The organism is Actinomyces sp. oral taxon 897 (assembly GCF_002999235.1).
GTDB lineage: Bacteria > Actinomycetota > Actinomycetes > Actinomycetales > Actinomycetaceae > Actinomyces.
Genome location: NZ_CP027236.1, coordinates 1,649,790 through 1,676,596, shown reverse-complemented (window position 1 = coordinate 1,676,596; position 26,807 = coordinate 1,649,790). Strand labels below are relative to the sequence as shown.

The 26,807-nt window shown below is 69.4% G+C and carries 21 protein-coding genes; 17 read left to right on the top strand and 4 right to left on the bottom strand.

Annotation, left to right across the window (positions count from 1 at the left end; translation table 11 throughout):
• The first annotated feature begins 9 nt into the window (after positions 1 to 9).
• The 13 genes from C3V41_RS14170 to C3V41_RS06835 all read left to right on the top strand — a co-directional run bounded on the left by C3V41_RS14170 (position 10) and on the right by C3V41_RS06835 (position 20,353).
• Positions 10 to 1,566, top strand: coding sequence for a DUF58 domain-containing protein (locus tag C3V41_RS14170; protein WP_106109648.1), 1,557 nt, complete (start codon positions 10 to 12; stop codon positions 1,564 to 1,566).
• Positions 1,563 to 4,082, top strand: coding sequence for a transglutaminase family protein (locus tag C3V41_RS06880; protein ID WP_106109647.1), 2,520 nt, complete (start codon positions 1,563 to 1,565; stop codon positions 4,080 to 4,082). Before C3V41_RS14170 ends, C3V41_RS06880 begins: the two co-directional genes overlap by 4 nt.
• Positions 4,079 to 5,458, top strand: a complete 1,380-nt coding sequence (locus C3V41_RS06875) for an RDD family protein (RefSeq protein WP_106109646.1) — start codon at positions 4,079 to 4,081, stop codon at positions 5,456 to 5,458. Before C3V41_RS06880 ends, C3V41_RS06875 begins: the two co-directional genes overlap by 4 nt.
• Positions 5,455 to 6,393: a PP2C family protein-serine/threonine phosphatase gene (locus tag C3V41_RS06870; protein ID WP_165271592.1), complete on the top strand. Its 939-nt coding sequence runs from the start codon at positions 5,455 to 5,457 to the stop codon at positions 6,391 to 6,393. Before C3V41_RS06875 ends, C3V41_RS06870 begins: the two co-directional genes overlap by 4 nt.
• A complete protein-coding gene (locus C3V41_RS06865; protein WP_129591503.1) occupies positions 6,390 to 8,798 on the top strand; it encodes an FHA domain-containing protein in 2,409 nt (802 codons plus the stop codon). Before C3V41_RS06870 ends, C3V41_RS06865 begins: the two co-directional genes overlap by 4 nt.
• A complete protein-coding gene (locus tag C3V41_RS13405; RefSeq protein WP_217350917.1) occupies positions 8,795 to 10,435 on the top strand; it encodes a serine/threonine-protein kinase in 1,641 nt (546 codons plus the stop codon). The genes C3V41_RS06865 and C3V41_RS13405 overlap by 4 nt, the downstream gene beginning before the upstream one ends.
• Positions 10,432 to 11,247 (top strand): hypothetical protein, encoded by an 816-nt coding sequence (locus C3V41_RS06855; protein ID WP_254423508.1) that lies wholly within the window; start codon positions 10,432 to 10,434, stop codon positions 11,245 to 11,247. Before C3V41_RS13405 ends, C3V41_RS06855 begins: the two co-directional genes overlap by 4 nt.
• Entirely contained in the window at positions 11,244 to 15,695 is a 4,452-nt protein-coding gene (locus C3V41_RS06850; RefSeq protein WP_106109643.1) for an FtsK/SpoIIIE domain-containing protein, read from the top strand. The genes C3V41_RS06855 and C3V41_RS06850 overlap by 4 nt, the downstream gene beginning before the upstream one ends.
• Before the next feature lie 161 nt (positions 15,696 to 15,856).
• Positions 15,857 to 17,401: a hypothetical protein gene (locus C3V41_RS12825; protein WP_129591502.1), complete on the top strand. Its 1,545-nt coding sequence runs from the start codon at positions 15,857 to 15,859 to the stop codon at positions 17,399 to 17,401.
• Positions 17,401 to 18,786 (top strand): putative T7SS-secreted protein, encoded by a 1,386-nt coding sequence (locus C3V41_RS12820; protein WP_129591501.1) that lies wholly within the window; start codon positions 17,401 to 17,403, stop codon positions 18,784 to 18,786. Before C3V41_RS12825 ends, C3V41_RS12820 begins: the two co-directional genes overlap by 1 nt.
• 47 nt (positions 18,787 to 18,833) lie before the next feature.
• Complete coding sequence (locus C3V41_RS06845; protein ID WP_106109642.1) at positions 18,834 to 19,472, top strand: hypothetical protein; 639 nt, start codon at positions 18,834 to 18,836, stop codon at positions 19,470 to 19,472.
• Positions 19,472 to 19,933 carry a hypothetical protein gene (locus C3V41_RS06840; RefSeq protein WP_129591500.1) on the top strand — a complete coding sequence of 154 codons (462 nt, stop codon included), beginning with the start codon at positions 19,472 to 19,474 and terminating at the stop codon, positions 19,931 to 19,933. Before C3V41_RS06845 ends, C3V41_RS06840 begins: the two co-directional genes overlap by 1 nt.
• 126 nt (positions 19,934 to 20,059) lie before the next feature.
• Positions 20,060 to 20,353 carry a WXG100 family type VII secretion target gene (locus C3V41_RS06835; protein ID WP_106109640.1) on the top strand — a complete coding sequence of 98 codons (294 nt, stop codon included), beginning with the start codon at positions 20,060 to 20,062 and terminating at the stop codon, positions 20,351 to 20,353.
• 214 nt (positions 20,354 to 20,567) lie between these two features.
• On the opposite strand, the gene C3V41_RS06830 is transcribed toward C3V41_RS06835, so the two are convergent.
• From C3V41_RS06830 to C3V41_RS06820, 3 genes are all read right to left on the bottom strand, one after another.
• Complete coding sequence (locus tag C3V41_RS06830) at positions 20,568 to 20,882, bottom strand: hypothetical protein (protein ID WP_106109639.1); 315 nt, start codon at positions 20,880 to 20,882, stop codon at positions 20,568 to 20,570.
• Between the two features lie 82 nt (positions 20,883 to 20,964).
• On the bottom strand, positions 20,965 to 21,252 hold the full coding sequence (locus tag C3V41_RS06825) for a hypothetical protein (RefSeq protein WP_129591499.1): 288 nt from the start codon (positions 21,250 to 21,252) through the stop codon (positions 20,965 to 20,967).
• A 77-nt stretch (positions 21,253 to 21,329) separates the two neighbouring features.
• The gene (locus C3V41_RS06820; RefSeq protein WP_106109637.1) at positions 21,330 to 21,716 is read right to left on the bottom strand and encodes a hypothetical protein; all 387 of its coding nucleotides are present in this window, start codon (positions 21,714 to 21,716) and stop codon (positions 21,330 to 21,332) included.
• A 724-nt stretch (positions 21,717 to 22,440) separates the two neighbouring features.
• Between C3V41_RS06820 and C3V41_RS06815 the strand changes: the two genes are divergently transcribed.
• Both C3V41_RS06815 and C3V41_RS06810 read left to right on the top strand, forming a co-directional pair.
• Complete coding sequence (locus C3V41_RS06815; RefSeq protein ID WP_106109636.1) at positions 22,441 to 22,839, top strand: helix-turn-helix domain-containing protein; 399 nt, start codon at positions 22,441 to 22,443, stop codon at positions 22,837 to 22,839.
• Between the two features lie 10 nt (positions 22,840 to 22,849).
• Entirely contained in the window at positions 22,850 to 23,074 is a 225-nt protein-coding gene (locus C3V41_RS06810; RefSeq protein WP_174714761.1) for a hypothetical protein, read from the top strand.
• Positions 23,075 to 23,172: 98 nt separating this feature from the next.
• On the opposite strand, the gene C3V41_RS14510 is transcribed toward C3V41_RS06810, so the two are convergent.
• Complete coding sequence (locus C3V41_RS14510) at positions 23,173 to 23,685, bottom strand: hypothetical protein (RefSeq protein WP_254423507.1); 513 nt, start codon at positions 23,683 to 23,685, stop codon at positions 23,173 to 23,175.
• 208 nt (positions 23,686 to 23,893) lie between these two features.
• On the opposite strand from C3V41_RS14510, the gene C3V41_RS06800 reads away from it, so the two are divergent.
• Positions 23,894 to 24,397, top strand: a complete 504-nt coding sequence (locus C3V41_RS06800) for a hypothetical protein (RefSeq protein WP_217350916.1) — start codon at positions 23,894 to 23,896, stop codon at positions 24,395 to 24,397.
• Positions 24,398 to 25,241: 844 nt separating this feature from the next.
• Positions 25,242 to 26,717 (top strand): hypothetical protein, encoded by a 1,476-nt coding sequence (locus C3V41_RS12815; protein ID WP_129591497.1) that lies wholly within the window; start codon positions 25,242 to 25,244, stop codon positions 26,715 to 26,717.
• Positions 26,718 to 26,807 lie beyond the last annotated feature (90 nt).

Here is a 26,807-nt window from a genome sequence, read left to right as displayed (position 1 = left end):
GCCGCTGCCATGTCCCAGCCACCCCCGCCCCCGCCTCCCCCTCCCGCCTCAGCGGCCCCGCCCCCTCCTCCACCGCCCCCGCCGGCCAGGGGGCGCAGGTGGCGTCGTCGTGCCTCCGGGGGCGCTGCCGGCCAGGGAGGCAGGGGACGCTGGTGGCGTCCGGGTCGGGGCGGAGACGGCCAGGCCCGGGCCTCCGGGGCCCCGGGTGAGCGCCAGACGGGCCGGAGACGACTGGACCCGGCCCGCCTGTGGCGCTCCCTGTCCCGCCTGGCCCCCTGGCTGGTCGCCACCGCCCGGCGCCTGTGCACCCAGGGCGCCCAGGTGGCGCGCGCCCGCCTCCTGGCGCCCCTGGCCGACCTCGCCCGCCGCTGTGAGCAGGTCGCCGTCCTGGGGCCCGTCGTGCGCTTCACCGGCTCGGTCCTGGGCGCCGTCACCCCGCTGGGGTGGGGGAGCCTGGTCGTCATGGCCCTGTCCTGGTGGGCTGGCGCCACCCGCCACTGGCTGGAGGCCTGGACCCTGGCCACCGCCCTGACCCTCCTGCTGGTGGTGGCCCTGCTGTGGTCCCTGGGGCGCACCAGCTACCAGGTCACCGTCTCCCTGGCCTCCACCCGCGTGACCGTGGGGAAGCCCGCCCTGGGCAACGTGGTCCTGCGTGGCGCCGCGGGCCGGGCCGTGGGCTCTAGCACCATTGAGATGCCCGTGGGCCGGGGCCTGGCCGTCTTCCGGGTGCCCCGCCTGGGCGCGGGGCAGACGCACGAGGAGGTCTTCACCGTCCCCACCCGACGCCGCGGCCTGGTCACCGTGGGCCCGGTCACCTCCGTGCGCGGGGACGCCCTGGGGCTTGTGCGGCGCACCCAGCGCTGGACCGACCCCCTGGACCTCTACATCCACCCGCGCACCACCGCCCTGGACACCACCGCCCTGGGGTTCATCCGTGACATTGAGGGCGCGGTCACCCAGGACCTGTCCAGCTCGGACGTGTCCTTCCACGCCCTGCGCGACTACGTGCCCGGGGACGACCGGCGCAATGTGCACTGGCGCACCACCGCCCGCGTTGGACGCCTCATGGTCCGCCAGTTCGAGGAGACCCGCCGCGCCCACCTCCTGCTCGTCCTGGACCTGGACCCGGCCTCCTGGGCCAGTGACGAGGACTTTGAGACGGCCGTGAGCGTCACCGCCTCCCTGGCCCTGACCGCCCTGCGCGAGCACCGTGAGCTGAGCCTGGTCACCCAGGCGGGCGTCCCGCTGCTGCCCACCTCCACCCGGGTCCTGGACCTGCTGACCACCATTGAGCGCCTGGCCGACCGCGGTGACCTCATGGAGGTCACCCGCTGCGCCGCCGCAGCCGTCCCCGACGCCTCGGTCACCGTCCTGGTCACCGGCTCCCTGGTCCCCATTGCCAGCATCCACCGCGCCCACGTCGAGCTCCCCCTGAGCACCCGGTCTATCGCCCTGCGCGTGGACGGCGACGCCGCCCTGCGCTCCCAGCGCCTGGCCGGGCTGCCCGTCCTGACCCTGCCCGAGCTCGACCTGCTGGGCCGGGCCATGAGAAAGGTCGACTCGTGAGCGCTGACACCCCTGAGCCCGTGACCGGGCAGAGCACTGATACTCCTGAGCCCGTGACCGGGCAGACCGGGGCCACCGACGGGCCCCGGGCTCAGAGCACCGGTGAGGCCGATCAGGCGCCCGCCCGGGGCGTGGACTGGGTGAGCCTGGGCGCCGTCGTCCTCCTCCTGGGAGCCGCCGGGGCCACCCACGGCGCCGTATTCGGGGACACCAGCGGTTATACGGCGGTGGCCGGGGGCATTGCCCTGGGCAGCCTCATTGGCCTGGCCGGGGCCCGGTGGCGGTGGAGCCTGCTGGAGACGCTCCTGGCCACCACCCTGACCTACCTCCTGGCGGGCGGCGCCCTGGCCCTGCCCGCCACGACCACCTCACGCCTGGTCCCCACCCTCGCCACCCTCCAGGGGCTGGTCACCGGGGCCGTGGAGGCCTGGAAGGACCTGCTCACCCTGAGCCCGCCCGCAGGGGCGTTCGTAGGCCCCGCCATCGTGCCCTACCTGGCCGGGCTGCTGGCGTCGGTCACCGCGGTCACCACCGCGCTGCGCACCACCCGCCGCCAGGCCTGGGCGCTGGTACCGGTGGCGGCCCTGGGGCTGGTCGGCGTGCTGTGGGGCTCCCAGAACGCCCCCCTGGCCCTGCCCGCAGCCGGGACCGTCCTGGCCACGGGCCTGCTGTGGACCTCCTGGCTGGCCCACCGGCGCCGGCGGGAGGCCGGCCGGGGCATTGTGGGCAGCCCCACGGGCCAGGGCAGGCGCTGGCTCACGGTGGCCGGGTCGCTCGCCATGGTCGCTGTCGCCCTGGTGGCGTCCGCCCTGACCGCCCCCGTCCTCCAGGGCGGGGAGCACCGCGACGTCCTGCGTGACCACGTCCGCCCGCCCCTGGACCTGGAGGAGTACGCCTCGCCCCTGACGAGCTTCCACTACTGGGTGGACAACCAGAAGGACGCCACCCTGTTCACTGTCACCGGCCTGAAGGAGGGGGAGCGGATCCGCCTGGCCACCCTGGACGCCTACGACGGCGTCGTCATGCGGGTGGGCACCGGGCAGGGCTCCGACAGCTTCTACCGCACCGGGACCACCGTGACCGACGACGCCCTGCCCGAGGACGCCACGACCTCCACCCTGGGCATCACCATCAAGGACTACTCCGGCTACTGGATGCCCGGCGGCGGGGAGCTGCGCACCATTGACGTCACCAGCGCCGACTCCGCGGCCATTATGGACGGGCTGTACTACTCCTCGTCCCTGGGCTCGGCCCTGACCACCCGGGGCCTGAGCAGCGGGGACAGCTATACCGTGACTCTCGTCACCCCACCGGTGTGGAGCGACCAGCAGCTGACCGGGCGCGCCGGGAGCACCCTGGTCCAGCCCGAGCTCACCAACGTGCCCGACGGCGTGGGCGAGCGCCTGTCCGAGGCGGTGGGGGAGGCCGACACCCCCGTCTCCCGGGTGCGTGCCATGCAGCAGTTCTTCTCCACCCAGGGCTACTTCTCCAACGGGTCGGACGGACTGAGCCTGCCCAGCCACTCCACCGCCCGCCTGGAGAGCCTGCTGGACGTCAACGCGGCCATGATCGGGGACGACGAGCAGTACGCCGTCGCCATGGCCCTCATGGTGCGCCAGGCCGGCTACCCCTCCCGGGTGGTCATGGGCTTCTACCCGCAGACCTACTCCGAGGGCGAGCAGAGGATCCTGGGCACCGACGCCCACGTCTGGGTCGAGGTCAGCTTCGACGGCGCCGGCTGGGTCCCCTTCGACCCCACCCCGCCGCGCGACCGGACCCCGCAGACCGAGGTCCCCAGGCCCAAGCCCAACCCGCGCCCCCAGGTCCTCCAGCCCCCGGTGCCCCCGCAGGAGCCCGCCGAGCTACCCCCCGACATTACCGACGACCACGACCGGGACACCGACGACGCCTCCGCCTGGAGGTACTGGCTCCTCCTGGCGGCCCGCCTGACCGGCGGCCTGCTCGTGGTCAGCTCGCCCTTCCTGGTGGTGGTCGGGCTCAAGGCGCGCCGCCGCCACCGGCGCCGCACCGGGGGCACCGGCCTGGACCAGGTCGGCGGCGGCTGGGACGAGCTCATTGACCGCGCCACCGACCTGGGTACCGGGGTGCCGCGCAGCGCCACCCGCCCGGAGCAGGCCCGCTTCCTCCAGGCGCTCACCGACGGGCGGGCGCAGGTACCCGGGAGCGTGTTCCGTCCCCAGCCCGCCCCGGGTAGTGTGGGTGCCCTGGCGGTGTCCGTGGACGGGTCGGTCTTCGGTGGCGCCGACGCCTCTCACATCCGCTCCGAGCAGGTCTGGGAGGACGCCGACGCCGTCCTGGCCCGGCTGCGTGCGGCGACCCGACGCCGTCGGCGCGTCCTGGCGGTGGTCGCCCTGCGCTCCCTGCGGGACGGCCGCCGTGAGCGGCGCACCCGACGCCGTGCCGAGCGCCGGGCCGCCGGGCGCACCCGCCGTCCCACCCCCTCCCGTCCCCGCGTCCGCCTGCGGCGCCCCCACTCGAATCGAGGCCGGTCATGAGCCCTACCACCGCCCCCGGGGTGCTGCCCGCCCACCTGCGTCAGACCGTGCCCGCGGGCATAGGCCGACGCTGGGCGGCCTGGTTCGTGGACTATGTGCTGTTGCACATTGTCTCGGCGATCATGCTGGCGATCGTGTTCTCCGCCCTCCTCAGCGGGTACTCGGAGTTCCCTGTCTACATGGTGATAGCGGTATACCTCCTGGCTGTCTTCGCCATATTCTTCTGGCCGGTGCGCATCTCCGGCCAGACCCCGGGAATGCGGCTGCTCGGGGTCGCCTACGTGCGCTGGGACCGGCCCGGGCAGGTGCTCCCCAGGGTGCTGGCCTGGACCCTGCTGGGGGCACTGACCGGGCTGGCGAGCTTCGGCCTGGTGCCGCTCGTCGTCTTCTTCGGCACCCTGGACCCCCTCAGGCGGTCCTGGTACGAGCGGTGCGCCGGGATCTACATTATTGACGTCAGGGCCGGTGCCTGGCCGGAAGGGGCCAGGCGGCGGGACGCCGTCCCGGGAACCGGGTCGGTGCGGGCCACCGGGGTGGTTCCGCAGGCCAGCGCGTCCCAGGGGCACGAGGCGGCCCTGGGCGCCTGGGCGTCGTCCCCGGCCCCCGCCGGGGAGGAGAGCCTGGAGAACACCGTCGTCGGCGGCCTCGACCTGGCCGGGTGTCGTCCTCCGGTCCCCCCGCCCCCCGCAGCCTCCTCGGCGCCTGCGGCCTCATCCGGTTTTATTACCGCCGTGCCCTGGGAGCAGGGAGCTGGCGGCCAGGGCCCCGAGGCGACGCCCGCCCCGCCTGCCCCGGCGCTCCCGCCTGCCCCGCCGGTCACGCCGTCCCAGCCCTCGGCGTCGTCGGGCTCGGTCCCGCCCGCTCCAGTGGGCCCCGTCCCGCCCGCCCCGGCCCAGCCGCCCTCCTCGCCGCTGGCCCCCGTCCCCATCCAGCGCGGAACCAGCGCCAGCGACCCGGTCGTGGTCCCTTTGCAGGTGCGTGCGGCCCAGGTCGCCGGCCCCGGGCCCGCGCCGTCGTCGGAGGAGGCGGACCGCACCGTGGCGCGCGGGTCCGGCGCCGCCCGTCTCCTCCTGGACACCGGGCAGCAGGTGATGCTGGGCGGCACCGTCCTGCTGGGGCGTGACCCCGTGGCCGTGCCCCCGTGGACCGGCGCCGTCCTGGTGCCCGTCCCCGACTACTCCGTCTCCAAGACCCACGTGGCCCTGCGCCTGGAGGGATCCCGGGTGCTGGTGCACGACCTGGGCTCCACCAACGGCACCGTCGTGGTCTCCCCGGGCGGGTCGGCCACGGTAGCGGTGCCCGGGGACGTCCTCGAGGCCCCGGCGGGCTCCACCGTGCGCTTCGGGGACCGCAGCCTGAGGGTGGAGGCCTGGTGAGCGTGTCCGCGTCCCCGCCCGTCGCCCCGCCCCAGCCGCCCGGCCCCGCGGGGCCCGTCCTGCGCGTGCGCTCGGGCGCGGCCAGTGACACCGGGCTGGTGCGCAGGCACAACGAGGACTCCTACCTGGCACGCTCCCCGGTCTTCCTGGTGGCCGACGGCATGGGGGGCCACGAGGCGGGCGACGTGGCCTCCGCCCTGGCCCTGGACGCCTTCCGGGACCTGGTCGGGCAGGACCTCGTGGGAGCGCGGGCGCTGGCCCACCGCATTGACCGTGCCGCGGTGAGCGTGGCCGGCCTGGAGCGGGCCGGGTTCGCACCGGGGACCACCCTGACCGGCGTCGTCCTGTCCTCCCAGAGCGGCAGGCCCTGCCTGCGGGTGGTCAATGTCGGGGACTCGCGCACCTACCACGTCTCCGAGAGCTCCTTCTGCCAGGTCACCCACGACCACTCCGAGGTCCAGGAGCTGGTCGACGCCGGACGCCTGACCCCGGAGCAGGCGCGTACCTCGGGGCGCCGCAACGTCATCACCCGGGCCCTGGGGGCCGGTGGCGGCGCACAGGTCTACGCCGACCAGTTCCTCCTGCCGGCCCGTGCGGGCGACCGGTTCGTCATCTGCTCCGACGGGCTGAGCAACGAGGTCGCCGCCACCCGGATCGAGGCGGTGGCCCGGGGCGTGGCCGACCCCGGCCAGGCGGCCCGCGAGCTCGTGGGCCACGCCCTGGCCTCAGGCGGTCACGACAACGTCACGGTGGTGGTGGTCGACGTCGTCCAGGCCCTGCCTCCGTGGGAGGCGGGTGACGTAGACGAGTCCACGGCCCCCAGTGTGAGCGACGACACCATCCCTCGGCTGCCCACCAGGAGTGCGGGGCACCCGGCGCACCTCGCGCCACCGCGCAGCCACGGCCACCAGCACCAGGAGACGGAGGAGCCATGAGGACGACACCGAGGTGGATCCCGGGAAGCGTGCCCCTGGCAGTGTCCCCGCGCGGCCTGGTCGCGCTGCGTGAGGACCTGGGGCTCCTGGAGAGCATGTGGCAGGAGACGGAGGCCGGGCAGGGGCTGGAGGAGGTCCTCCAGGTCCTGGTGCGCGCCCACGGCAACGACGTCTTCACCCTACCCGACTTCCTGGCCGTGTCCGTGGAGGAGGACGCCGTCCGGGTCGTGGGGCGCGGGGCCTTCCAGGTCCGGGTCGTGGCCGACGGCGGCGAGCAGGTCTTCAGCGCCCCCAGGGTGGTGGTCTGGGACGAGGCCTGCTTCACCGGCGTCCGGGACCTCACCGTGGTCCTGGAGCCCGCCGACGTCGGGACGACGCCGGGCCTGCCGCTGCGCTCGGGCCTGGTAGAGGCCAGTACCCTGACCTGGCAGGAGCCGGGTACCGGCCCGGGGCCCGCGGACCGGGGGGCCGGTGAACCGGTGCCTGACCCGGTCACCCCGGTGCCCGACCCGGCGCCTGGCCCCGGGGCGCCTGGTCCGGCGCCTGTCGCGGCGCCCGCGGTGGTGGCCGGGCCGGTCGTGGCCGCCGAGTCGGCCGTGGTGGGCGGGCCCGCGGTGGTGGCTGAGCCTGCCGTGCTGGGTGGGCCTGCTGTGGCGGGCGTGCCAGCGCCCCCCTCCCCGGGAGGCGCGCCCCTGGACCCTGTGCCCGCGGAGCCGGCGGGGCGCGTCCCCGCGACCTGGTCGGCGGCCCCCGTCCCGGCGCCTGTGCCTGCGGAGCCGGCGTCCCTGGAGCCCGCGCCCGCTGGCGACGCCGGGGCGACCCTGCGGCCGGAGGACGTGGACCCCTACGCCGGGCCCCGGTGGGCGCAGGGTGCCCAGGAGACCGCGGTCCCCGGCCCTGAGGACCAGGTCAGCAGCCTCGATACTCCTGAGGCGCCTGGGACTCCTGAGGTTCCCGAGGCACCTGAGGTTCTTATGACACCTAATATTCCCGGAGTTCTTGAAACTTCTGAAGTGCCCGGTGCTCCTGGGACGCCTGAAATGCCTGAAGCTCCTGAGGTGCCTCATACTCCTGGAGCTCCTGAGGTTTCTGGTGTCCCTGGGACGCCTGGGATGTCCAGGGCCGGCCTCGAGGGGCCGGGGGACCAGCCCGGCTCCGGGGCGCCGTCCCCCGCCCCGGACCCGGCCCAGTCCGCACCCCCAGTCCCGGCCGCGCTCCCAGTCCCGGTCCCGTCCGCACCCCTGCCCGCGCCCCCGGCCCCAATCCCGGCCGCACCTCCGGTCCCGGCCGCACCTCCGGCTCCGGCCCGGCCGCCCCAGGACCCCGGACCGGCCAGCGTGGAGCAGGTCGAGGAGGACTACTTCGGCCACCTCTTCGATGCCACGTCCCTGACCCCGCACCGGGTCGAGGACGCCGCCATCCGCCAGGTCCACTGCGACGACGTCAGCCCCCTGGATGCGGTCAGCGCACGCCACCAGCCCCAGGGCGACCCCCAGGCGCCGGGTACGAGCCAGGGCACGGGCCAGGTCCCGGACCCGCCCGCCGGGCTCCCTGGTGGGGTCCCGGCCGCGGGGGATGAGTGGCGGCATGACGGGCGCACGGTCTCCTCGGCCCAGCTGCGTGCGGAGCACCAGGCCGCCCTCCCCCAGGGAGGCGACGCCGCTGCCCTGCCGGGCCCGGCGGGCGGGACCGGCCTGCCCGGTGGGATCCCAGGCGGCCTGCCCGGTGGGGCCCCGGGCGAACTCCCTGGCCAGGTCCCGGACCCGCCCGGTGGTCTCCCTGGTGGGCCTCCCGGTGGGCTCCCGGACTCGCCCGGCGGGGTCCCGGCTGCGGGGGGTGACTGGCGGCATGACGGGTGCACGGTCTCCTCGGCCCAGCTGCGTGCGGAGCACCAGGCCCTGGGGACGGGCCTCCCCCTGCCCCCGGGGACGGTGCCGGACGGATCCGCGCCCATGGTCCTGGCCGCCTTCTGCCCCGCCAACCACCCCAACCCCGTGCACGCCAGCAGGTGCCGGCAGTGCGGCGCCGAGGTGACCTCGGCCACCGGCATGGTCCGGCGTCCGCCCCTGGGGCTGCTGCGCGCGTCCACCGGCGCCACCGCGGTGCTGGACGCCGACGTCGTCGTCGGGCGCAGGCCCCAGGTCACCACCCGCTCCGGGGGCCCCACCCCCCACCTCATTGCCGTGGCCAGCCCCGACCTGGGTATCTCCAAGTCCCACTGCGCCATCCGCGTGGAGGGCTGGGACCTGACCGTGGAGGACCTGCGCTCACGCAATGGCACGGTCCTGCTGCGCCCCGGCGAGGCCCCCCATCGCGTCCCCGAGCACGGCAGCACGTTTTTGCGCACAGGCGACGTCATTGACCTCGGTGAGAACGTCACCCTGACGATTGAGGAGGCACGGTGAGTACCGCACAGCCCCAGGCCCCAGCCATCCCCGGAGCCACCCCCAAGGGGTTCCTGGGGGCAGGAGGGTTCGCCGACGTCTTCCTCTACGAGCAGGCCGTCCCGCGCCGCGACGTCGCCGTCAAGGTGATCCGCCAGGGGACGACGCCCGCCCAGCGCGCCCACTTCGAGGCCGAGGCCAACCTCATGGCCCGCATGTCCTCCCACCCCTCGATCCTGTCCGTCTACGGGGCCGGGACCGTGGAGGGCGGCCGCAACTACCTCATGATGGAGTACTGCCCGCCGCCCCACCTGGGCAGGCGTGCGGCCGCCCACCCCCTGAGCGTGGCCCAGGCCCTGGAGGTGGGGATCCAGGTGGCCGGTGCCGTGGAGACCATCCACCGGGCCGGCTACCTGCACCGGGACATTAAGCCCGCCAACATTCTGCTGACCTCCTTCAAGCACCCGGTGCTCACCGACTTCGGGATCGCCACCCCGATCAAGGACCAGGTCGTCGGCGACGAGTTCGGCGGCGCCTCCCCGCCCTGGGCGTCGCCCGAGCAGCAGACCGACGAGGAGGCCCTGACCCCCGCCGCGGACGTGTACTCCCTGGCGGCGACGGTCTACACCCTCCTGTCGGGGCGCTCCCCCCACGCGGACGCCACCGGCCGTGACGACAGCCGGATGGCCCTGTACCGGCGGGCCCTGGCCGGTCAGATACCGCCGATCGGGCGCCCCGACGTGCCCGACCAGCTTGAGCGCGTCCTGCGCACGGCCATGGCTGTGCGTCCCTCCGGGCGCTACCCCACCGCCTACGCCTTCGCCCGCGCCCTCCAGCAGATCCAGACCGACCTGCACCTGGGCGTCACGGCCCTGGACGTCATGGAGGAGGAGCTGGCCCCCGCCCCCGGGCCCGACGGCGCGGACGCCACCGTCCTGCGACCGGTCACCTCGATCGACCCCACCGGCACCCGGCCGGGCTCCGCTGGTACCCGGCCCGGCCCCACCGGCAGCGACGACACCCGCTCGGTGCCCCGCGCCCCGCGCCCGGGGAGGCCGGATACCCCCCTGCCGCCCGGCGGCCCGCCACCTGGTGCCCTCCCGCCCTCGTCGCCCGATGAGGCGGACGCCGTGCGGCACCACCAGGAGCCCCTTCAGGACGGCTCCGGCGCCCAGGCCCCTGACGGCCCACAGCACGCCGGTGGCGACGGCCAGGACCACGCCGACCGACGCCCCCGGCCCCGGACGGTCCTGGTCAGCCTCCTGGCCGTGTTCCTGGTCGCGGGCGTCGGCCTCCTGGCCTACCGGGCGCTGGTGCGCCAGGAGCCGACCACCTACGCCACCTCCACCGCCCGGCCCTCGGCCACCTCCAAGCTCAAGCCGCCCCCGGGGGTCCCCAACGGCCCCGCCGTCACCGACCTCACGGCGGTGCTCAGGGACGGCGTCGTCCGCCTGACCTGGATGTGGGAGGGGGACACGCAGGGGGTGACCTTCCTGTACCGCGTCAACGACCCGGCCTCCCCCCAGCCGGTCCAGGAGACCACCGAGCTGACGGCCACGGTCAACCCCCTGCCCGGGCGCACCTGCGTGGAGGTCGTGGCCCGCTCCCAGGACGGGACCACCTCGGCCCCGGTGACCACCTGCGTGCCCACGCCATGAGCGGGCAGGACGAGGCGCTGGTCCTCGACTTCGCCGGGGAGATCCACCGGATCCCCCGCGACCAGGCCTTCACCATCGGGCGGGAGGGGGACCTCGCCCTGGACGACAACCCCTTCCTCCACCGACGCTTCCTCATCCTGCAGTGGCAGACCGGGCTGTGGTGGGTGGTCAACGTCGGCAGCCGCCTGGGGACCACCGTGGCCGAGGCGGAGGGAAGCTCACGCTCCTGGGTGGCCCCCGGCGCCCGGGTCCCCCTGGTCTTCCCCCGCATGGCGCTGGTCTTCACCGCGGGCGCGACCACCTACGAGATCCTCCTGGAGGTCCCCGGCCCCCTGTACGAGGTCAACCCCCCTGAGCCGGGCCCCTCCCAGGGGGAGACCACGGTGGGGCAGGTCAGCCTCACCCCCAGCCAGCACCTGCTCATCCTGTCCCTGGCCGAGCCCTGGCTGCGGCGCACCGGGACCGGGCCGGTGGACCTGCCCCGCAACGCCGACGCCGCCGCCCGCCTGGGCTGGTCCATGACCCGCTTCAACCGCAAGCTGGACAACGTCTGCGACAAGCTGGACCGGCTGGGGGTCAAGGGGATGCGGGGCGGGCCGCGCTCCCACGCCTCCTACCGCCGTAACGCCTTGGTGGAGTACGCCCTGGCGGCGCGCCTGGTCACGGTCAGGGACCTGCCGCTGCTGGACCACGCCGCTGGCGACCCCACCCCGCCCACCTCACCTACCGCCCCACCCGGGCCCCGCCCCACTCCACCCGGGCCCCGCCCCGCAGCCCCCGCACGCCCGCAGAGCACAGGAGAGACCGCATGAAGATCCGTCTGAGCGTGCGCGGCCGCGCCGGCCAGGCCACCAACCTCCAGGTGACCGCCGACGCCACCGCCACCGTGGGCGACGTCGCCGCCGCCCTGGCCAGTGCCGGCCCGCTCAAGGCCGGTGACCCGGTGGACCCCGGCACGGTGACCCTGCGGGTCCTGGACCCCGACGGCGCCCACCCGCCCACCGTCCTGACCCCCGTGACCCCCCTGGACGAGTCCGGGCTGGGCAGCGGCGACGTCGTCGACCTCGCCCCCGTGCCCAAGGAGCACGCGCGCGCCATGGAGGCCGCCGTCGTCCAGGTCCTCAGCGGGCCCGACGCCGGGACCTCCTTCCCCCTGCCACCGGGCTCCACGGAGGTGGGGCGCTCGCGGCACTGCGGCGTCGTGCTCAACGACCCCCTGGTCTCCAAGCGGCACATGCGCATTACCGTGGGCACCCAGGTGGAGGTCCACGACCTGAACTCGGCCAACGGCGTCACCGTGGCCGACCAGCGGGTCCAACGCCTGGCCGTCAGCACCCAGGACGTGGTCACGGTAGGGGAGACGAGCCTGCGGATCAGCCTGCTGACCACCGCCAGCAACGTCCCGGGGACCCGCTCGGGCTCAGGCAGCACCGACGTGCCCTACCTGCGCTCACCACGGGTGATACCCCGCACCCCGCACGAGAAGATCACCCTGCCCACCCCGCCGCGCTTCCAGCCGGCCCAGCGTTTTCCCCTGCTGGCGCTGGTGGCCCCCCTGGTCATGGGGGCGGGCATGTACCTGTTCAGCCGCAACGTGATGAGCCTGGTGTTCGTGGGCCTGTCCCCGGTGCTCATGATCGGCACCTGGGCGGAGCAGCGGCTGCGGCGCAGGCAGGAGTGGAAACGTGACCGGCGTCGCTTCGCTGAGGCGGTGGTGGACGCGCGCGCCAACCTGGTGAGGGTCTTCGCCCGGGAGCGCCAGGCACGCACCGCCCAGTACCCGTCGGTCAACGACGTCTACGCCGACGTCATGGGGCTGGGCCCGGCGCTGTGGTGCCGCCGCCCCGAGCACCCCGAGTTCCTCCAGCTGCGCCTGGGGTTGGGGACCGACACCCCCCGCACCGAGATCGAGGAGCCGCACGCCCAGGACGCCGTCAAGGAGCACCGTCAGGCCCTGATGGTGCTGCGGGAGCGGTTCTCCACCATTGACCAGGTGCCGATCGTGGTCAACCTGCGGGAGGACGGATCCCTGGGCCTGTGCGGCGCGGCCCCCGACCTGGAGGGGGCCACCCGGGCCGTGGTCGCCCAGCTCGTCAGCCTCCACTCGCCCGCCGAGGTGGCCCTGGTGTGCCTGACCGACACCACCGGGCGGGGGCGCTGGGACTGGGTGGAGTGGCTGCCCCACACCTGCTCGCCCCACTCGCCCCTGGGCGACCTCCACCTGGCCTCCGACGGCGCCACCGGCATGGTCCTGCTGGCCCGCCTCGAGGAGCTCATCGCCCAGCGGGGCGCCACCGAGCCGACGCGCCGCGGCCCCACCGAGGAGGAGGACGACGACAGCGGTGACGACGCCCACGTCCCTGCCGTCGTGGTGGTGGTGGACAACCCCGCCGTGGACCGGGCCCGGCTCATCCGCGTGGTGGAGCAGGGCCCCGACGTGGGCGTACACACCATCTGGATCGCCCCGCAGGTCACCGAGCTGCCCGCCGCCTGCCGCAGCTTCCTCCAGCTCGCGCCCACGGGCCAGGGTGTGGGCGGCACCGTGGGCTACGTGCGCCGCTCCCGGGCCGCCACCGACGTGGTCCCCGAGTCCCTGAGCCACGACCAGGTCCGTCACCTGGGACGCCACCTGGCCCCTGTGGTGGACATGGGCGTGCCCGTGGACGACGACTCCGACCTGCCGCGCTCCATCTCCTTCGTGGGGCTCACGGGCGAGGAGCTGGCCGACTCCGCCGACGCCCAGGTGGGGCGGTGGCGGGCCAACCACTCCGTCATCGACCACGACGGCCCGGCCGCTCCCCTCAAGCAGGCCCTGAGCCTGCGCTCCCTGGTGGGCCAGGGGGCGGAGGCCCCCCTGGCCCTGGACCTGCGCACCCACGGCCCCCACGCCCTGGTGGGCGGCACCACCGGTGCGGGCAAGTCCGAGTTCCTCCAGTCCTGGGTGCTGGGCATGGCCCAGGCCCTGTCCCCGGACCGCCTGACCTTCCTGTTCGTGGACTACAAGGGCGGCAGCGCGTTCGCCCGCTGCACCGAGCTGCCCCACTGCGTGGGCCTGGTCACGGACCTGTCGCCCTACCTGGTTCGCCGGGCCCTGACCAGCCTGAGGGCCGAGCTGCGCCACCGCGAGCACCTGCTCAACGAGAAGGGCGCCAAGGACCTGGTCACCCTGGAGAAGATGGGTGACCCCGACTGCCCGCCCAGCCTGGTGATCGTGGTCGACGAGTTCGCGGCCCTGGCCACCGAGGTCCCCGAGTTCGTCGACGGCGTCGTGGACGTGGCCCAGCGGGGCCGCTCCCTGGGCCTGCACCTCATCCTGGCCACCCAGCGCCCGGCGGGCGTCATTAAGGACAACCTGCGGGCCAACACCAACCTGCGGGTGGCCCTGCGCATGGCCGACGAGTCCGACTCCCAGGACGTCCTGGGGGAGAAGACCGCCGCCCACTTCCCGCCCGAGATCCCCGGGCGCGCGGCCGCCAAGACCGGACCGGGGCGCATCACCCAGTTCCAGTCCGCCTACCCGGGGGCGCGCACCACCTCGGAGGTGTCCACCGCCCCGGTGGGGGTGGACGAGATGACCTTCGGGATGCCTCGCCCCTGGCAGGTGGCCCGCGTGGAGGTCTCCACCGAGTCCGTGCCCCAGGACATTGACAGGGTGGTGGCCACGATCAGGGCGGCCTCGGAGTCGGCCCGGATCCCCTCGCCCCGCAAGCCCTGGCTGGAGGAGCTGGCCCCCACCTACGACCTCAACCGCCTGCCCCAGCGCCGCGACACCGAGCTGCTCCTGGGGGTGGTGGACGACCCCGACCATCAGGACCAGCACCCGGAGTACTTCCGCCCCGACGACGAGGGGCACATCGCCTTCTACGGGGCCTCCGGCTCGGGGAAGTCCACGGCGCTGCGCTCCCTGGCGATCGCCGCGGCCATTACCCCGCGCTCGGGTCCGGTGGACGTCTACGCCCTGGACGCCGCTGGCGGGGGCCTGGCCATGCTGGAGTCCCTGCCGCACGTGGGGGCGGTGGTGGAGGCCGACGACGACGAGCGCGTCACCCGCCTGCTGCGCTACCTCACCGACCTCATTGACACCCGCAGCGAGCGCTACGCCGCCGCCCGCGCCGCCACCATCACCGACTACCGGCGTATCTCGGGCAACCAGGAGGAGCCGCGCATCCTGCTCCTGGTGGACGGGATCGGGTCGTTCAGGACCGAGTACGAGAAGAACTCCGACGGCCTGGCCGTCCTGGACCTGTTCCAGCGGATCCTGGTGGACGGGCGCGGCGTGGGGGTGCACGTGGCGGCCGGGGCCGAGCGTCCCCAGGCGATCTCCACCTCCATGGCAGGGACCTTCCAGCGCAAGGTGGTCCTGCGCCAGACGGACGAGGAGGGCTACATGTACTTCAACCTGCCCAAGGACGTCCTGTCCCCCAAGAGCCCGCCGGGGCGCGCCATGCAGGTGGACCGCAAGGACGAGGAGCTCCAGCTGGCCATCCTGGGCGACAATGTCAACGTCCTGGCGCAGTCGCGCCTGGTGGAGTCCTTTGGCCACTACCTGGAGCGCCGGGGACGGACCAGGCCGACAGGGGTGGGTAAGCTGCCCGACGAGCTCTCGACCTCCGCGCTGCCCAAGACCGTGGCAGGTCTGCCGACCCTGGGAATGTCCTCCGACACGCTGGGGCCGTGGGGCTACACCCCGGTGGGGGCGGTCCTGGTGGCCGGGCAGGCCGAGTCCGGTGGCGTTACCGCCCTGCGCTGGCTGGCCACCACCCTCAGGGCCTGGGATCCGGACGTGGTACGTATCCACATCTCCGGCCGCCGCTCGTCCCTGGCCCGCGTCGAGGGCCTGTGGGACACCTCTGTCACGGGGGATGAGCGGATCCGTGACGCCCTGACCGCCGCCAGTGAGGTCCTGTCCGTCGAGGCCCCTGAGGGGCATCCGCAGGTGGCCCTCTTTATTGAGGGCTACCCCGAGTTCCTCCAGACCCCGGTGGAGATGCCGCTCATAGACGCGGTCAAGAAGGCCAAGCGCAACGGCCACCTGGTGGTGGCCGAGGGAGAGACCTTCCAGTGGAACTCCTCCTGGCCCCTGCTCCAGGAGGTCCGTAACGCCCGCACCGGCCTGCTCCTCCAGCCCGACTCCATGGACGGGGAGATGCTCCTGCGCACCGACATCCCCAAGGTCCGCCGCGGCGAGATGCCCCCCGGACGGGGCTACTGGGTGAGTGCGGGCAAGGCCGTGAAGGTCCAGATCCCGCTCGTGGAGTGAGGCGCGCTCGCGGCCGGTACCGGTTCGCTCGGGCCGGCCGCCGCGGTGGGTTCGATGGGGATCTCTCCCCATCGACACCACGGGCCTGCTGCTCTAGCCTCGTGCCTGGTAGACGCTAGGACCTGTTTCCTGTCCTTCTGGTCAATGAGAGGAGAAGCCCGATGACGGCAGATCTGAAGATCGTCGAGGCGGACTTCAATGACGCCATCAGGTCGATTACCAGTATTAAATCTGCTTTTGACTCAATGCAGCATGATGACGGGGTCCTGGCGGATAGCGTCGGACACTCTGGACTAGCCTCCGCGGTCCGGAGTTTCTGTGACTCGTGGAGGGTCAAACGTCAGGACCTGGTTGACTCCCTGGAAAAGCACAAGAAAGACCTTGAGCAGGTTCGTGACACCTGGACAGATGTTGACAATAAGCTCGCGCCTAACGATGACGGCAAGGGCAAACAGCCCAAACAGGACCCGCCCTGTCAAGAGCCTCCGACCCAGCCCAGTGCACCTTCTTCGCCTGGATCACCTGGCGGCGGCGCCTCCGGTGGAGGGCGTAACTGGTCCACGGGTGACTACAATGCTCCTCCGGTAGGCGGAGGTTCCTCTTCCGGGGGAGGGATTTCGGATCCGCGTACTGAGGCTGCCAAGGATCCTGGTGCGGTGGACGGTACGGCAGGCCCTACCGCGACCATTAATCCCACGGACGCTGTCGATCCAGGTCAGACTCCTGAGGTCACTGACACTACAGCGAATCCTGACCTCGACCCAACGAAGTACCCTGAGGTCGCTAAGCTCAAGGAACTCCTGGGCCAGGCTGTGGACGTGGTCCTGGAGTCCCATCCTGACGGCGGGGTCACTCTCAGGGTCGGCTCCGTCTCCGGTCTGAGCCTTATTGCGCTGACTGCCCTCATGGCACGTCGAGGGAAGGCCGAGGCGGGAGGTGGGGCTGTCAATGCCGCTGATGCCGAGACCGGTGCGGCCGGTGCCCTGAGGAAGGCGTTGGGCCTGGTGACCGGTACCGGAAAGACTGCTCCCGGCGCCGTGGAAGGAGTGCCGCACGGGCAGGTTCAGGCCGCTCCTACCGGTTCTGACTCTCAGCCGGACAGGGACGGTGTCAGTGAGGTCGGGGCAGACCGTGGTGGGGCCAGTGGTATTGTCAGCTCTGCCGAGGGGAGTGATGGCGCGGAGGGGGGCCGCGAGGTCGGTGGTAGTGACGTCCAGGACCACCTTCGTAAGGTCCTGGGGGCTGATGCCAGTGGTGACGCTGGGGCAGGACAGGGTGGTGCGTCACCAGGTAGTGGGGCAGCGGACCTCTCTGCAACTGCTGCCCTGAGGACAGCGCTCGGTCAGGACGTCAGTGATGGCGATGGTGTTGGTGGGCTCGACGTCGGATCGGGAGGCTCCCTGCCGGGCAGCGCGGATAACCCACTGATCCCCAACCCCACGGACGGCATGGTCGACCCGTCCTCTGACGATGGTACGACGGCGTCAGACGGCAGCACGGACACGACTACCACCTCGACGGAGGGAACCAGCTCTGCCGAGGAGCGTCGTGATAGCAGCATGATGTACGGCGGCATGGGAATGGCTGCCGGTATTGGTGCCAGCGCCGGGCAGAGCGCGACGCGGCAGGATGAGGAACGAGCTAGCCTGGCACGACGTCTGCGTGAGCGGTTGGCCGCTGGCATGAAGAAGGAAGAGGAAAACTGATGTCATCCCGTCCCACCGACTGGTCGGCCCTAGGGTATTCCAGTGATCCGGTTCCTGGTGACCCTAGCGTGGTCAGCGCAGCGGCAAAGCGTTACCGCGATATCGCGGAAACAATCAGTAGGGCACATCGGTCTCTGCAGTCGATCTCCTACCGCTCGCAGGGACATACGGCTCAGGAACTGCGTAATCGGGCCGAGGAGCTGGCCGTAGAGGTGAATAAGGCGCACAGCCGGTGCGAGGACGCCGCCAACGCCCTCAAGGAGTATGCGCCCTGTCTGCAGCAGGCGCAACGTGATTCCGTGGCAGCCCTTAATCAGGCCTCTCCGGCGCAGGACTCGGTCCGCGATGCGCGACGACAGCAGATTTCCTTGCAAACTGAGCTCATTACCTGTCGAGATCCCAGGCGCATGACAGAGATTTCCCAGGAGTGCCAGCGCCTGGGGCGTCGTAAGGAGTCGGCTCAGGCATCGGTTAACGCGGCCAGGGCCAAACTCAAGGCTGCGATCGAGGCGCGCGACAAGGCTGCGACCAAGGCGGTCTCCGCCCTGCAGGAGGCAGACAAAAATAGTCCTCTCAAGGATGGGTTGTGGGAGCGTTTCCGGGAGTTCCTCCAGGGCCTGCGCTCAATAGCCGAGTACGTCAAGCCGTTTTTGGATTGGGCAGGCATAGTGCTTGCTGGTATTACGGTCCTTGTTGCAATTGCTTGCCCGCCTGTAGGGTCGGCGCTACTCCTGCTCGGCTTCGCGTTGACCGCCGCGACAACTGCTTGTAACCTGGCCATTAATACTTCCAAGCTCGCTAACGGCGAGATGAGTGTTACGCAGTACGCCACTGAGACTGCTCTTGATCTCGGTATGCTGGCATTGTCGGCCGTAGGTCTGCGCGGCAGCCTTGCCGGGGCCAAGGCTGGTGCTGCCGCAAGAAAGACCGCAGAGGCGGCTGCAAAGAAGGCTGGCGCTCATGGGGTAACTAAGAAAATTCTCAGTGGAACCAGTCGGTCGGAAGTAGTTCAGGCGGTTAAGGGCGCCACGAAGGGTAGTGTCGACAAAAGTGGCAAGCTGGTTCAGGTAATGAGCAAAGCAAATAATGTGGTGGAGAAAATCAAGGCTCCTCTGACCGCTCCTATTGAGTGGGCAACTGAGGCCTCGAACCACTGCAAGGTGTTTGCGTCCGCACGGAACGCTGCGGTGCGTGATGGCGTGGCAGAAACCGTTAAGCAGGTTGCCAAGTACAGTTCCGAAGGAGCTTTTGATGAGGCCAAGAAGGACTGGGTCAAAAACATGCACAACAATCAGTATGGTGTCGAGCAGGTGGGCTCCAACTACTGGAATCGCTTGTGGAATCCTAAACCGCTGACTCCTCTAGGGCAACCTGACAGGTCCTGACCACCAAGCTGCCTCGAGTTGGGCTGTGGAGAAGACAGGAGATGGCTATGAGTGTAAGGCTAGAGTACATTCTGCCTGAGTTCTGGACCAGCGTGGACCTTCAAGGTGACGTCCAGATCCAGGCGCGGGCCTTGGCGCAGAGAATGACGGGCGGGCACACCACTGATGAGGCTGTTAAGGCAAGGGCGGTATTGGAAGGGCAGTTGCTTTCCCAGTTCCGCAACCTGGCGGAGGCCACCTGTGAACTGGTGCTCCTGGAAGCGGACCCGGTCGCCGAGGTGCGCACCGGCACTTTTCTTGCAGTCCTTCCCTTCCGGGCTCAGGAAGGAGCGGATCCTATGGACACGCTTCTTGCCGTTGCCTCCTCGCATCCAGGCGCGACGGTTCTGGAAGCGGGTGAGCTTGTCGTACTGCGGACTACTGAGGTCCAGGAGGCCACTGAAGGCGTTCGCAAGGCTATCCGGGAATCGGCTGACCTGTACCAGATAGCAGTTTCATCCCTACCTGAAGGTGCCAAAGTACTGGTGACTGAACTGCAGTACCTGGTGGGTGACCCCTCTCACCCAGATGACTGGTTCATGGTCATGGGAAGGATCACCTTGCGTGATGACAAGGAGAGCCAGGATCTGGCCGAGGCACTTATCGGTCTGTGTGACTCTGTCGTCGAGACCATGAGGTTCGTGTGATGGCAGAGAGACTGGTAATGAACCTGGGGGAGACCTGGACGGATCTTCCTGTGGCGCCAGCAGACCAGGCAATGGGAGTCCTGGCAAACCTCGGTATCCTTGCTGAGGATGAGGAACTGGTCGTCCTCATGGAGCTGATCACCCTCCCGGCTGAGGGGGAGGAACAAGACAGACTGCCTGCGATGATTACTGTGGCACCCTCGGAGAGAGGGCCGCGCGTGTCCGAGAAGGCGACACTTCCTCACGGACGTACAGTTTATCGGTCGGTTGGGTCTGTGACCTCAGATCCGCAGACTTCCGGCTCGCAGGCGCTTTTCCTGTGCTGCCACGCAATGCGACTAAATGGAGTCGACATTGTGGCACGGACCTGGCTGGGACCGGATCCGAGGATTCTCAAGCCTTTGCTGGAGCCGATCGAGGAGCTCCTGGACTCGATTACGGTCGAAGACGGAGTCTCCTGATCCTGCTTACCAGTACCTCCTGTGACGTCGATGAGGCGATCCCCATTGACAAGTGGGTGGATTCTGGGGCAGACTCGGACCAAAGATAACTCGAGGAACAACCTCGCCACACGAAAGGATGCCACTATGGCTAACATCAGCGCTTCGTACGAGGAGATGCGTCAGCAGGCCCAGGCGCTGCGCAACACGCGCGACCAGATTACCCAGGAGCTGCAGCGTGCCCGCATGCAGGTAGACAACCTGGTGTCCTCCGGGTTCGTGACGGACTCGGCCTCGGGCGCATTCCAGACCTCCTACCAGGAGTTCACTACCAGCGCTACCAAGACGATTGACGCGCTGACCACGATCTCCCAGAACCTGGACCAGGTCGTCCGCACCCTGGAGGAGACGGACAAGTCTCTGGCCTCTCAGCTGCGCTGACTCCTGTCCTGGCCACCAGGCTCCCGGGTCTGTGGCAGTGACAGGCGCCTCCTGACCTGGAGGTCTGTGCAAAGCTTCTTCCCGGCACCCGCAATGGGTGCCGGGAAGAAGCTTGTTCGTGGCAGGGTCAGCTGACTTGCACCATGCGGGCGGGTGCCCCGAGGACTCCCTCGGGGCACCCGCCCGCACGTGCTATGTCATCGGTGGTGAGGTTCTAGAAGGGAATCCACACCCACTTGCTCTCGCCAGGGGCCAGCAGGTAGACGCCGTAGATCCCTCCGAGCAGCCCGGTGAAGAAGAGCTTCCAATCAAAGAACGTGGGCTGGAAGCTGTTCACGAGGAGCATGATCCCGCCGCAGGTACACAGGATACCCAGTCCCTTGATGTACAGGAAGCGGATCCCGTGTCCGACGGCAGAGATCCCCCGGGCCGTCGCCCCAGTGGCTCCCCGGCGCGACTTGATGCTGTCCCAGTTCCAGATCAGGGTGAACACGCTGACGAAAATAAGGACGGAGAGGAACGTTGTCATCTTGACTCCTTACAGAAGATATGTGTGGATAATAGGAAGCAGGTTGAGTGGGTGCCCGGACTGCTACCTGTGATCTTAGCGCTCACCACGTCGAGGATTCCCAGTTCACGGCTTTGTCAACGGGGTCAGCGGCATGTGAGGACTTTGAGCAGTAGCTCTCAACGGCCGCGCTGACGCCCAGGACGTTGCTCATTGAGGAGGTGCTGAGATCGTGCTGTCTCAGAAGTGACTCCAAGAGGTCGTTCTTCTCCTCGCGGTCCAGCTTCTTAAACTCCGCGCAGGTGGTGTCGCCTGCGCTGGCACAACCACTCAGAGGCAGGCACAGAGCGGCGATCACTGATGCCGTCAGAACCTTGGTTGGCGTTTTCATGAGGTCCTTTCTTACGTTGATAGGATGACAGAGCGTGCCTGTCCGGAAGGGCCTGTCAAGGCCTCGCACCGTTGTCTTCAGCTCACCCGGGACAGGCTCAGCTTCGGTTCGGAGCTCTTGCTGAGGTACAACTTGATCGTGTCGTTGTTGACTACCTCCACGGTGAACTTGTTCCCGGACCCCAGCAAGCCGGTCAGGTCCAGGTGGTAGGTGCCGCTCTCCTGGTAGAAGGCGTAGGTGTCCGACGGGCTGAACAGCGCGGTCTTCGACCCGTTGAACGACACGACGTCGCCCTTGCTGACGATTCCGTAGGACCCGGAGCTGACCTTCCAGGTGCCGGTGATGTCAAAGGCGTCGGACTTACCGGACTTGTTGGAGGAGCCGCAGGATGCCAGACTGGCTGCTGCGGCTACGACCAGGGGCAGGGTGAGGACTGCACGACGAGGTGTCAGGATGTTAGTCATTACGGCTCCAAAAACGTGACAGGAGACTGTGATTGGGTGGGACGCCACTAGTGTAGAGGTGCCTGCCTGCTGTGGGTGCGGATTCTGGCGGTATGACAGGAACTGAGCTTTACCGCCCTGTCCGGGCAGGTGCTCCTCGGGTATATCTGCAGCTAGGACGAGCATTTCCGGGACCTATGTCCCGTTGAGATGGGGCAGAAAGATTCCGTGACAAGTTCCTGTCCTGCAACCGCATCAGGTCTTCTTATGTGTTAAAGGAGGTCTGACGTTCCGGTGCGGCCTGTGTGCCCAGGTGACCTGGAGACACTCCGTGTCTTCCGGCATGCGGTAGAAGGTTGCCGCACCAGTTCCTGAGGGAGAGTTGGCGGATGAGGTGCTGAAGGCAGCGTCTGAGTGGTTGTGGTGCTGCTGGCTCCTATAACATCATGTGCACTCGGCGTGCAACAGGAGAGGAGGGCAGGAAGTGGTAGTGCCGTGCTCGCACAGACCATGCTGGACCCGGCTGTAGGATAGATGCATGACCTCTTCTTTCCCTCCCCCTCCTGGTGGGTTTCCCGCTCCTCCGCCTGAGCCCGGGCCGCCCCCGACTCTCACCTCGCAGGTTCCCGTCCCGACGGTTCCTGCCCCGTACGTATGGCCAGAATTAAACAAAACGGTATTCTGGGGCGGCTTCTGCGGGGTTCCTGGTTGACGTCTGCGGAGTATCTCGTACAGGGGTGGTCTTGTGCGGGTCGACGTGACGGGCGGGGAGCGGGACGTCCTCATCAGGTGGAAGAAGCGTTCGGACACCTACAAGCTTGTGCGGACGGGGGCGGAGGCGATTGTGTACGCCGCCCGTGGCGTCGGCCTGGACATTATCGCGGAGATGGTTGAGCGGACCGAGAAGACGGTACGCGAGTGGCTCTCGGAATGGCGGAGGTACAGGCTGGGATCCGTGGTGACCGGTCACGCCGGAAACGAGAACGCCGCAAAACTCAAGAGGGCGCAGAAGGAGGAGCTGGAGGAGATTCTCAGTAAGCCGCCCTCGGAGTCGGGAGTCAAGGCCGCCTTCTGGGACGTCCCGGCCCTCAGGGACGTCGTGCAGACAGGATTCGGAGTCGAGTACAGGTCGGACTCCTCCTGACCTGCTGCTCATGCGCTTCCTGGGAATGAGCCTCTGCTGCCCCGACCCGTTCGGGGGGCGCCGCGACGAGGAGGCCGTCACCAGGCGGATGACCGGGACCCGGCACCAGGTCAACGACCTGCTCCAGGAGGGCTGGGAGGTCTACACCGTCGACGAGGTCCGCGCCCGCCACGAGGCCGAGACAAGGCGCACGTGGCCTCCCCGGGAGGAGGACAAGGCTGTACGTGGACCGTGAGAAGGCGAGCCAGTCGTTCTTCGGGGCGCTGAGCCTGACGACCAGGAGAATGAGGATCTACCCCATCGAGGGAGACCAGAACACCGAGCAGACCATCCTCATGACGGGGCCGCCTCCAACGCGAGACCGAGGAGGGAAAGAAGATCGCCGTCGTCCTGGACAACGCCAGGTTCCACCACGCCAGGGCCCTGACCGACCTCTACGCCCCCGGCCAGGCCCTGGAACGCATAACACCCATCTACCTTCCCCCCTACGCCCCCGACCACAACCCCACGGAACACGTACGGGACGCCGCCAAGAACAACATCGCCAACCTCCAACGCGACACCCCGGAGAAAACCTTCACGGCCTTCACCACCTACATCACCAACCGCACCTTCGACTACGACCTCGAGCACCTCCCAACCACACCACCACACACCGATCTTGTTTAATTCCAGCCATAGTTTGTTGTTTACGATCTTATGTTGTCCTATTGGCATTATTACCTGCTTCGCTGGTGCTAGGATGTTTAATGGAAGGCCGGTATCCGTATCCTGCAGTCTGGCTGTCGCTGAGGCGTTCGGGGTGTATGCGTTGAGGCAGATAATTAGAACGTTCGTCCAAATCACGATTTTTCCGAATCGAGAGGATCTCTGTATCAATTATATCGAATGGCTTACACCGGTTCATTATGACTGTCTGGAGGGTGTGCCAACTATTAATTATTTTATTGGTCTGCTTCTTCTCATTATTATGGTTGTCGCGTCGATCCTGTCGGTACTGGCAGGGCTACGGAAGCGAAGTCGCGTACTTATGATAATGACTACGATCGGAGCAGTGTTCCCTGTTTTTATGGCGAATTTTTATTGCTCGATATTGGCTGGTTTTGCAGACGTGTGGGGTTTTGTGATGATAACAGTCGCTGGTATCGTCATTTTCCTTGCTTTGGCGCTCATGCCGTTGAGGCGTTCGGGCGCGGAATGGTTCGCTGGGAGGTGGGAGCCGAGAGTCCGGCAGCCTGTGTCGCACCAGGTTGCGTTTGTCGCCGTCCCTGTGGTCGGGCAGTACGCGGGTGGGCAGCCTGCTCCCGTTGTGGGGGCGCCGGTGAGTCCGCAGGTTGCCGCCCTGTTGCCGTCCACCGCACCGACGTTCTGGATCAGCTTCTTCTTCGGTCTGTTCGGACTCATTCCCATGTCAATGGCGAACTCCATGGCGGCCAGGCTCGGTGCTGTGACCAATCAGTACAACCACGCCTTTCTCAAGGGCTGGCTCATTGGCATGGCCGCGTGGATTGCGTGCTACGTCCTGGTCTTCGTGCTCATTATGTCGAGTGGGTACTGAGAGTGTCATTCACCTGCGGTGGGTGTGTCGTCGGGTACATTGACAGATCGGCCTGACGGGTCGCGCGGCTCTGAATTGGCTGCCTACCGGCGGCGCCTGGGTTCTTGGGACACCAGCTTGCAGGAGCGGCGCCACTTCTGCCTGCACAAGGGCGCTCTTTGGGGAAGTACCAGCGCGCTACTGGAGTGACTTGCTTCTGCCTGCGCAGAACGCCTCTACACCCAGGGGACCAGGGTCGCTGAGGACCCACTGCCCTGCTTGCGCGTGCCTCTTCTGGCCGGGCCTCGCCTGACCGCCAGTCTGTGCTGCACCTGTTCGTATGGGTGCCTCAGCCCGGTCAGCACCTGCTGGCCCAAGCTGCACCGCATCGTTCCCACTTGTGTGGGGCCTGGTCCGGAGGGCGGCAAGGTGGTCTCCCGGGCGCGAACCTTAATGGTTTATGTGGCGTCCTGGGTATCCTGCCGCCTGTCTGCTGGCCGTGTTCTGCGCGCGTGTCGCAATCTGAGGATCAGAGCGGTGGTCACTCCCGACCTCATCAGAGCTCAGGCCTCTGAGCTGCGTGGACATTAGGTGTACAAAGCTGAGAACGAGGTGGGCTTGGTTCTGATCCTCAGATTGCGACAAAACCAGGTACCCGGCCTCACCGGGACCGTGCATAGAGCCTGATCCGGTCCCAGGGCGGGGCGTCTCCTGGCCGCGCCAGCGACATGGCCGGGTCCCGGGCGGGGCGGCGTGTCTTCTCCCGGCCTGCTCGGGCGCGTAGGCTTTGGGGACCAGAGGACCAGTAGACGACCTGGAGCCTGCACAGGCTGACAGGCCGTCGCCACATGAGGAGCTAACCGCCGTGCGCCTGCCTTCCCGCGATCCAGGATCACAACCCACGCAGTCCCTCAGCCAGGGCGCCCAGGGCACCCCGCCCTCGGGCGCGAGGCCGCACCGGCACGCTGCCTCCTCTGGTGACCTTCCCGGCTCAAACGAGCCGACGACCTCCATCCCGGCCGAGGAGCTGGAGGAGTGGAGGGAGGAGTGGCAGGACGACGGCGAGGGCTTCTCCTCCTCAGGCGACCGCACCACGGTCGTGCCCGCCCCTGGTCCGGCCACGCAGGCCTACCCCTCGCCGGACCCCACCACTGCTTTCCCCGCAGGCGCCTCACCAACCACCGCCCTGCCCGCAGGCGACTACGACGAGGGCTTCCCCTCCTCGGGGGACCGCACCACGGTCGTGCCCGCCCCTGGTCCGGCCACGCAGGCCTACCCCTCACCGGACCCGACCACTGCTTTCCCCGCAGGCGTCTCACCAACCACCGCCCTGCCCGCAGGCGACTACGACGAGGGCTTCCCCTACTCAGGCGACCGCACCACAGTCATGTCCACCCCCGACCCGACCACCGTCTTCCCGAGCCGGGGCGTACCTGCGGGCGGCGGACCGGTGCGGACCCCGATTATGCCCGACCACCGGGCCCAGGCGGGGGCGCGGTCCCCGGCGGGTACGTGGTCCCAGGCAGCACCCCCGCCAGCACCCCGGCCCCGCTCCCAGGCGGCACCCCCACCCGCCCGGTGGGGAGAGCCCGTCGAGTCGCCTCTGCCACCAGCAGTGCCCCGGTCCCAGGCGAGTACGCAGTCCTCGGCGGGCACGTGGTCCCAGGCGGCACAGCCCGCGCCCCAGTCTCCGAGCTGGCGAGCCTCCCAGCCGACGCCCCGACCCCGGGAGGCCTACCAGCCAGCTGCCCGCCCTCAAGCCGAGCCCCAGCCCGCCCCGTGGGGAGGACCCGTCGAGAGCCCCCGACCCGTCCTGCCCCCGCCCCCGGCCAGACGGCACACCGCCGCCCTACCGCTGGGGACTCTCATGCTGGTCGTCACGATCGGGCTCCTGGGCTGGGGGACCTACACCTTCCTCACCTCCCTCCACATCCTCGACCTCGTCCAGGGCACCGTTGACAAAACCATCTGGACGGCAGGAGGTGCGGTCATAGGTGGCGCCGTCCTCGCCTTCTTCACGGTAATCGTGAGCTTCGTCGCCGTGGCCCGCGCCAAGCCCAAGACGGCAGCCCTCACGCTCATGCTGGGCGCCTTCTTCCTGCCCCTGGGGGCCTGTGCCGCAGGTGTCCACTACGGGTGGCCCGTGCTCAAGGAGAACACCCTCGCCGAGGCGCGCCAGATGGCGGGGACGGTCAACCCGGATGACGTCGATGCCCTCATTGGCCAGGTCGAGGACCTGGGGATCAACGTCCCCTGGCGTGGGGAGCTCATGGAGATCCTCCGGGGGAGTCGCAGTAAGCGGTGCGGCAAGCTGGTACGGACTGCAGCCGGGCCCAGCTGAGGTGCTGGGCCCAGCGCAGGAGGTACAGGGTACGGGCCTCGTGACCGTGACTCGGACGGCAGGGCCGGGTCCACCGGCCCACCGCAGGAG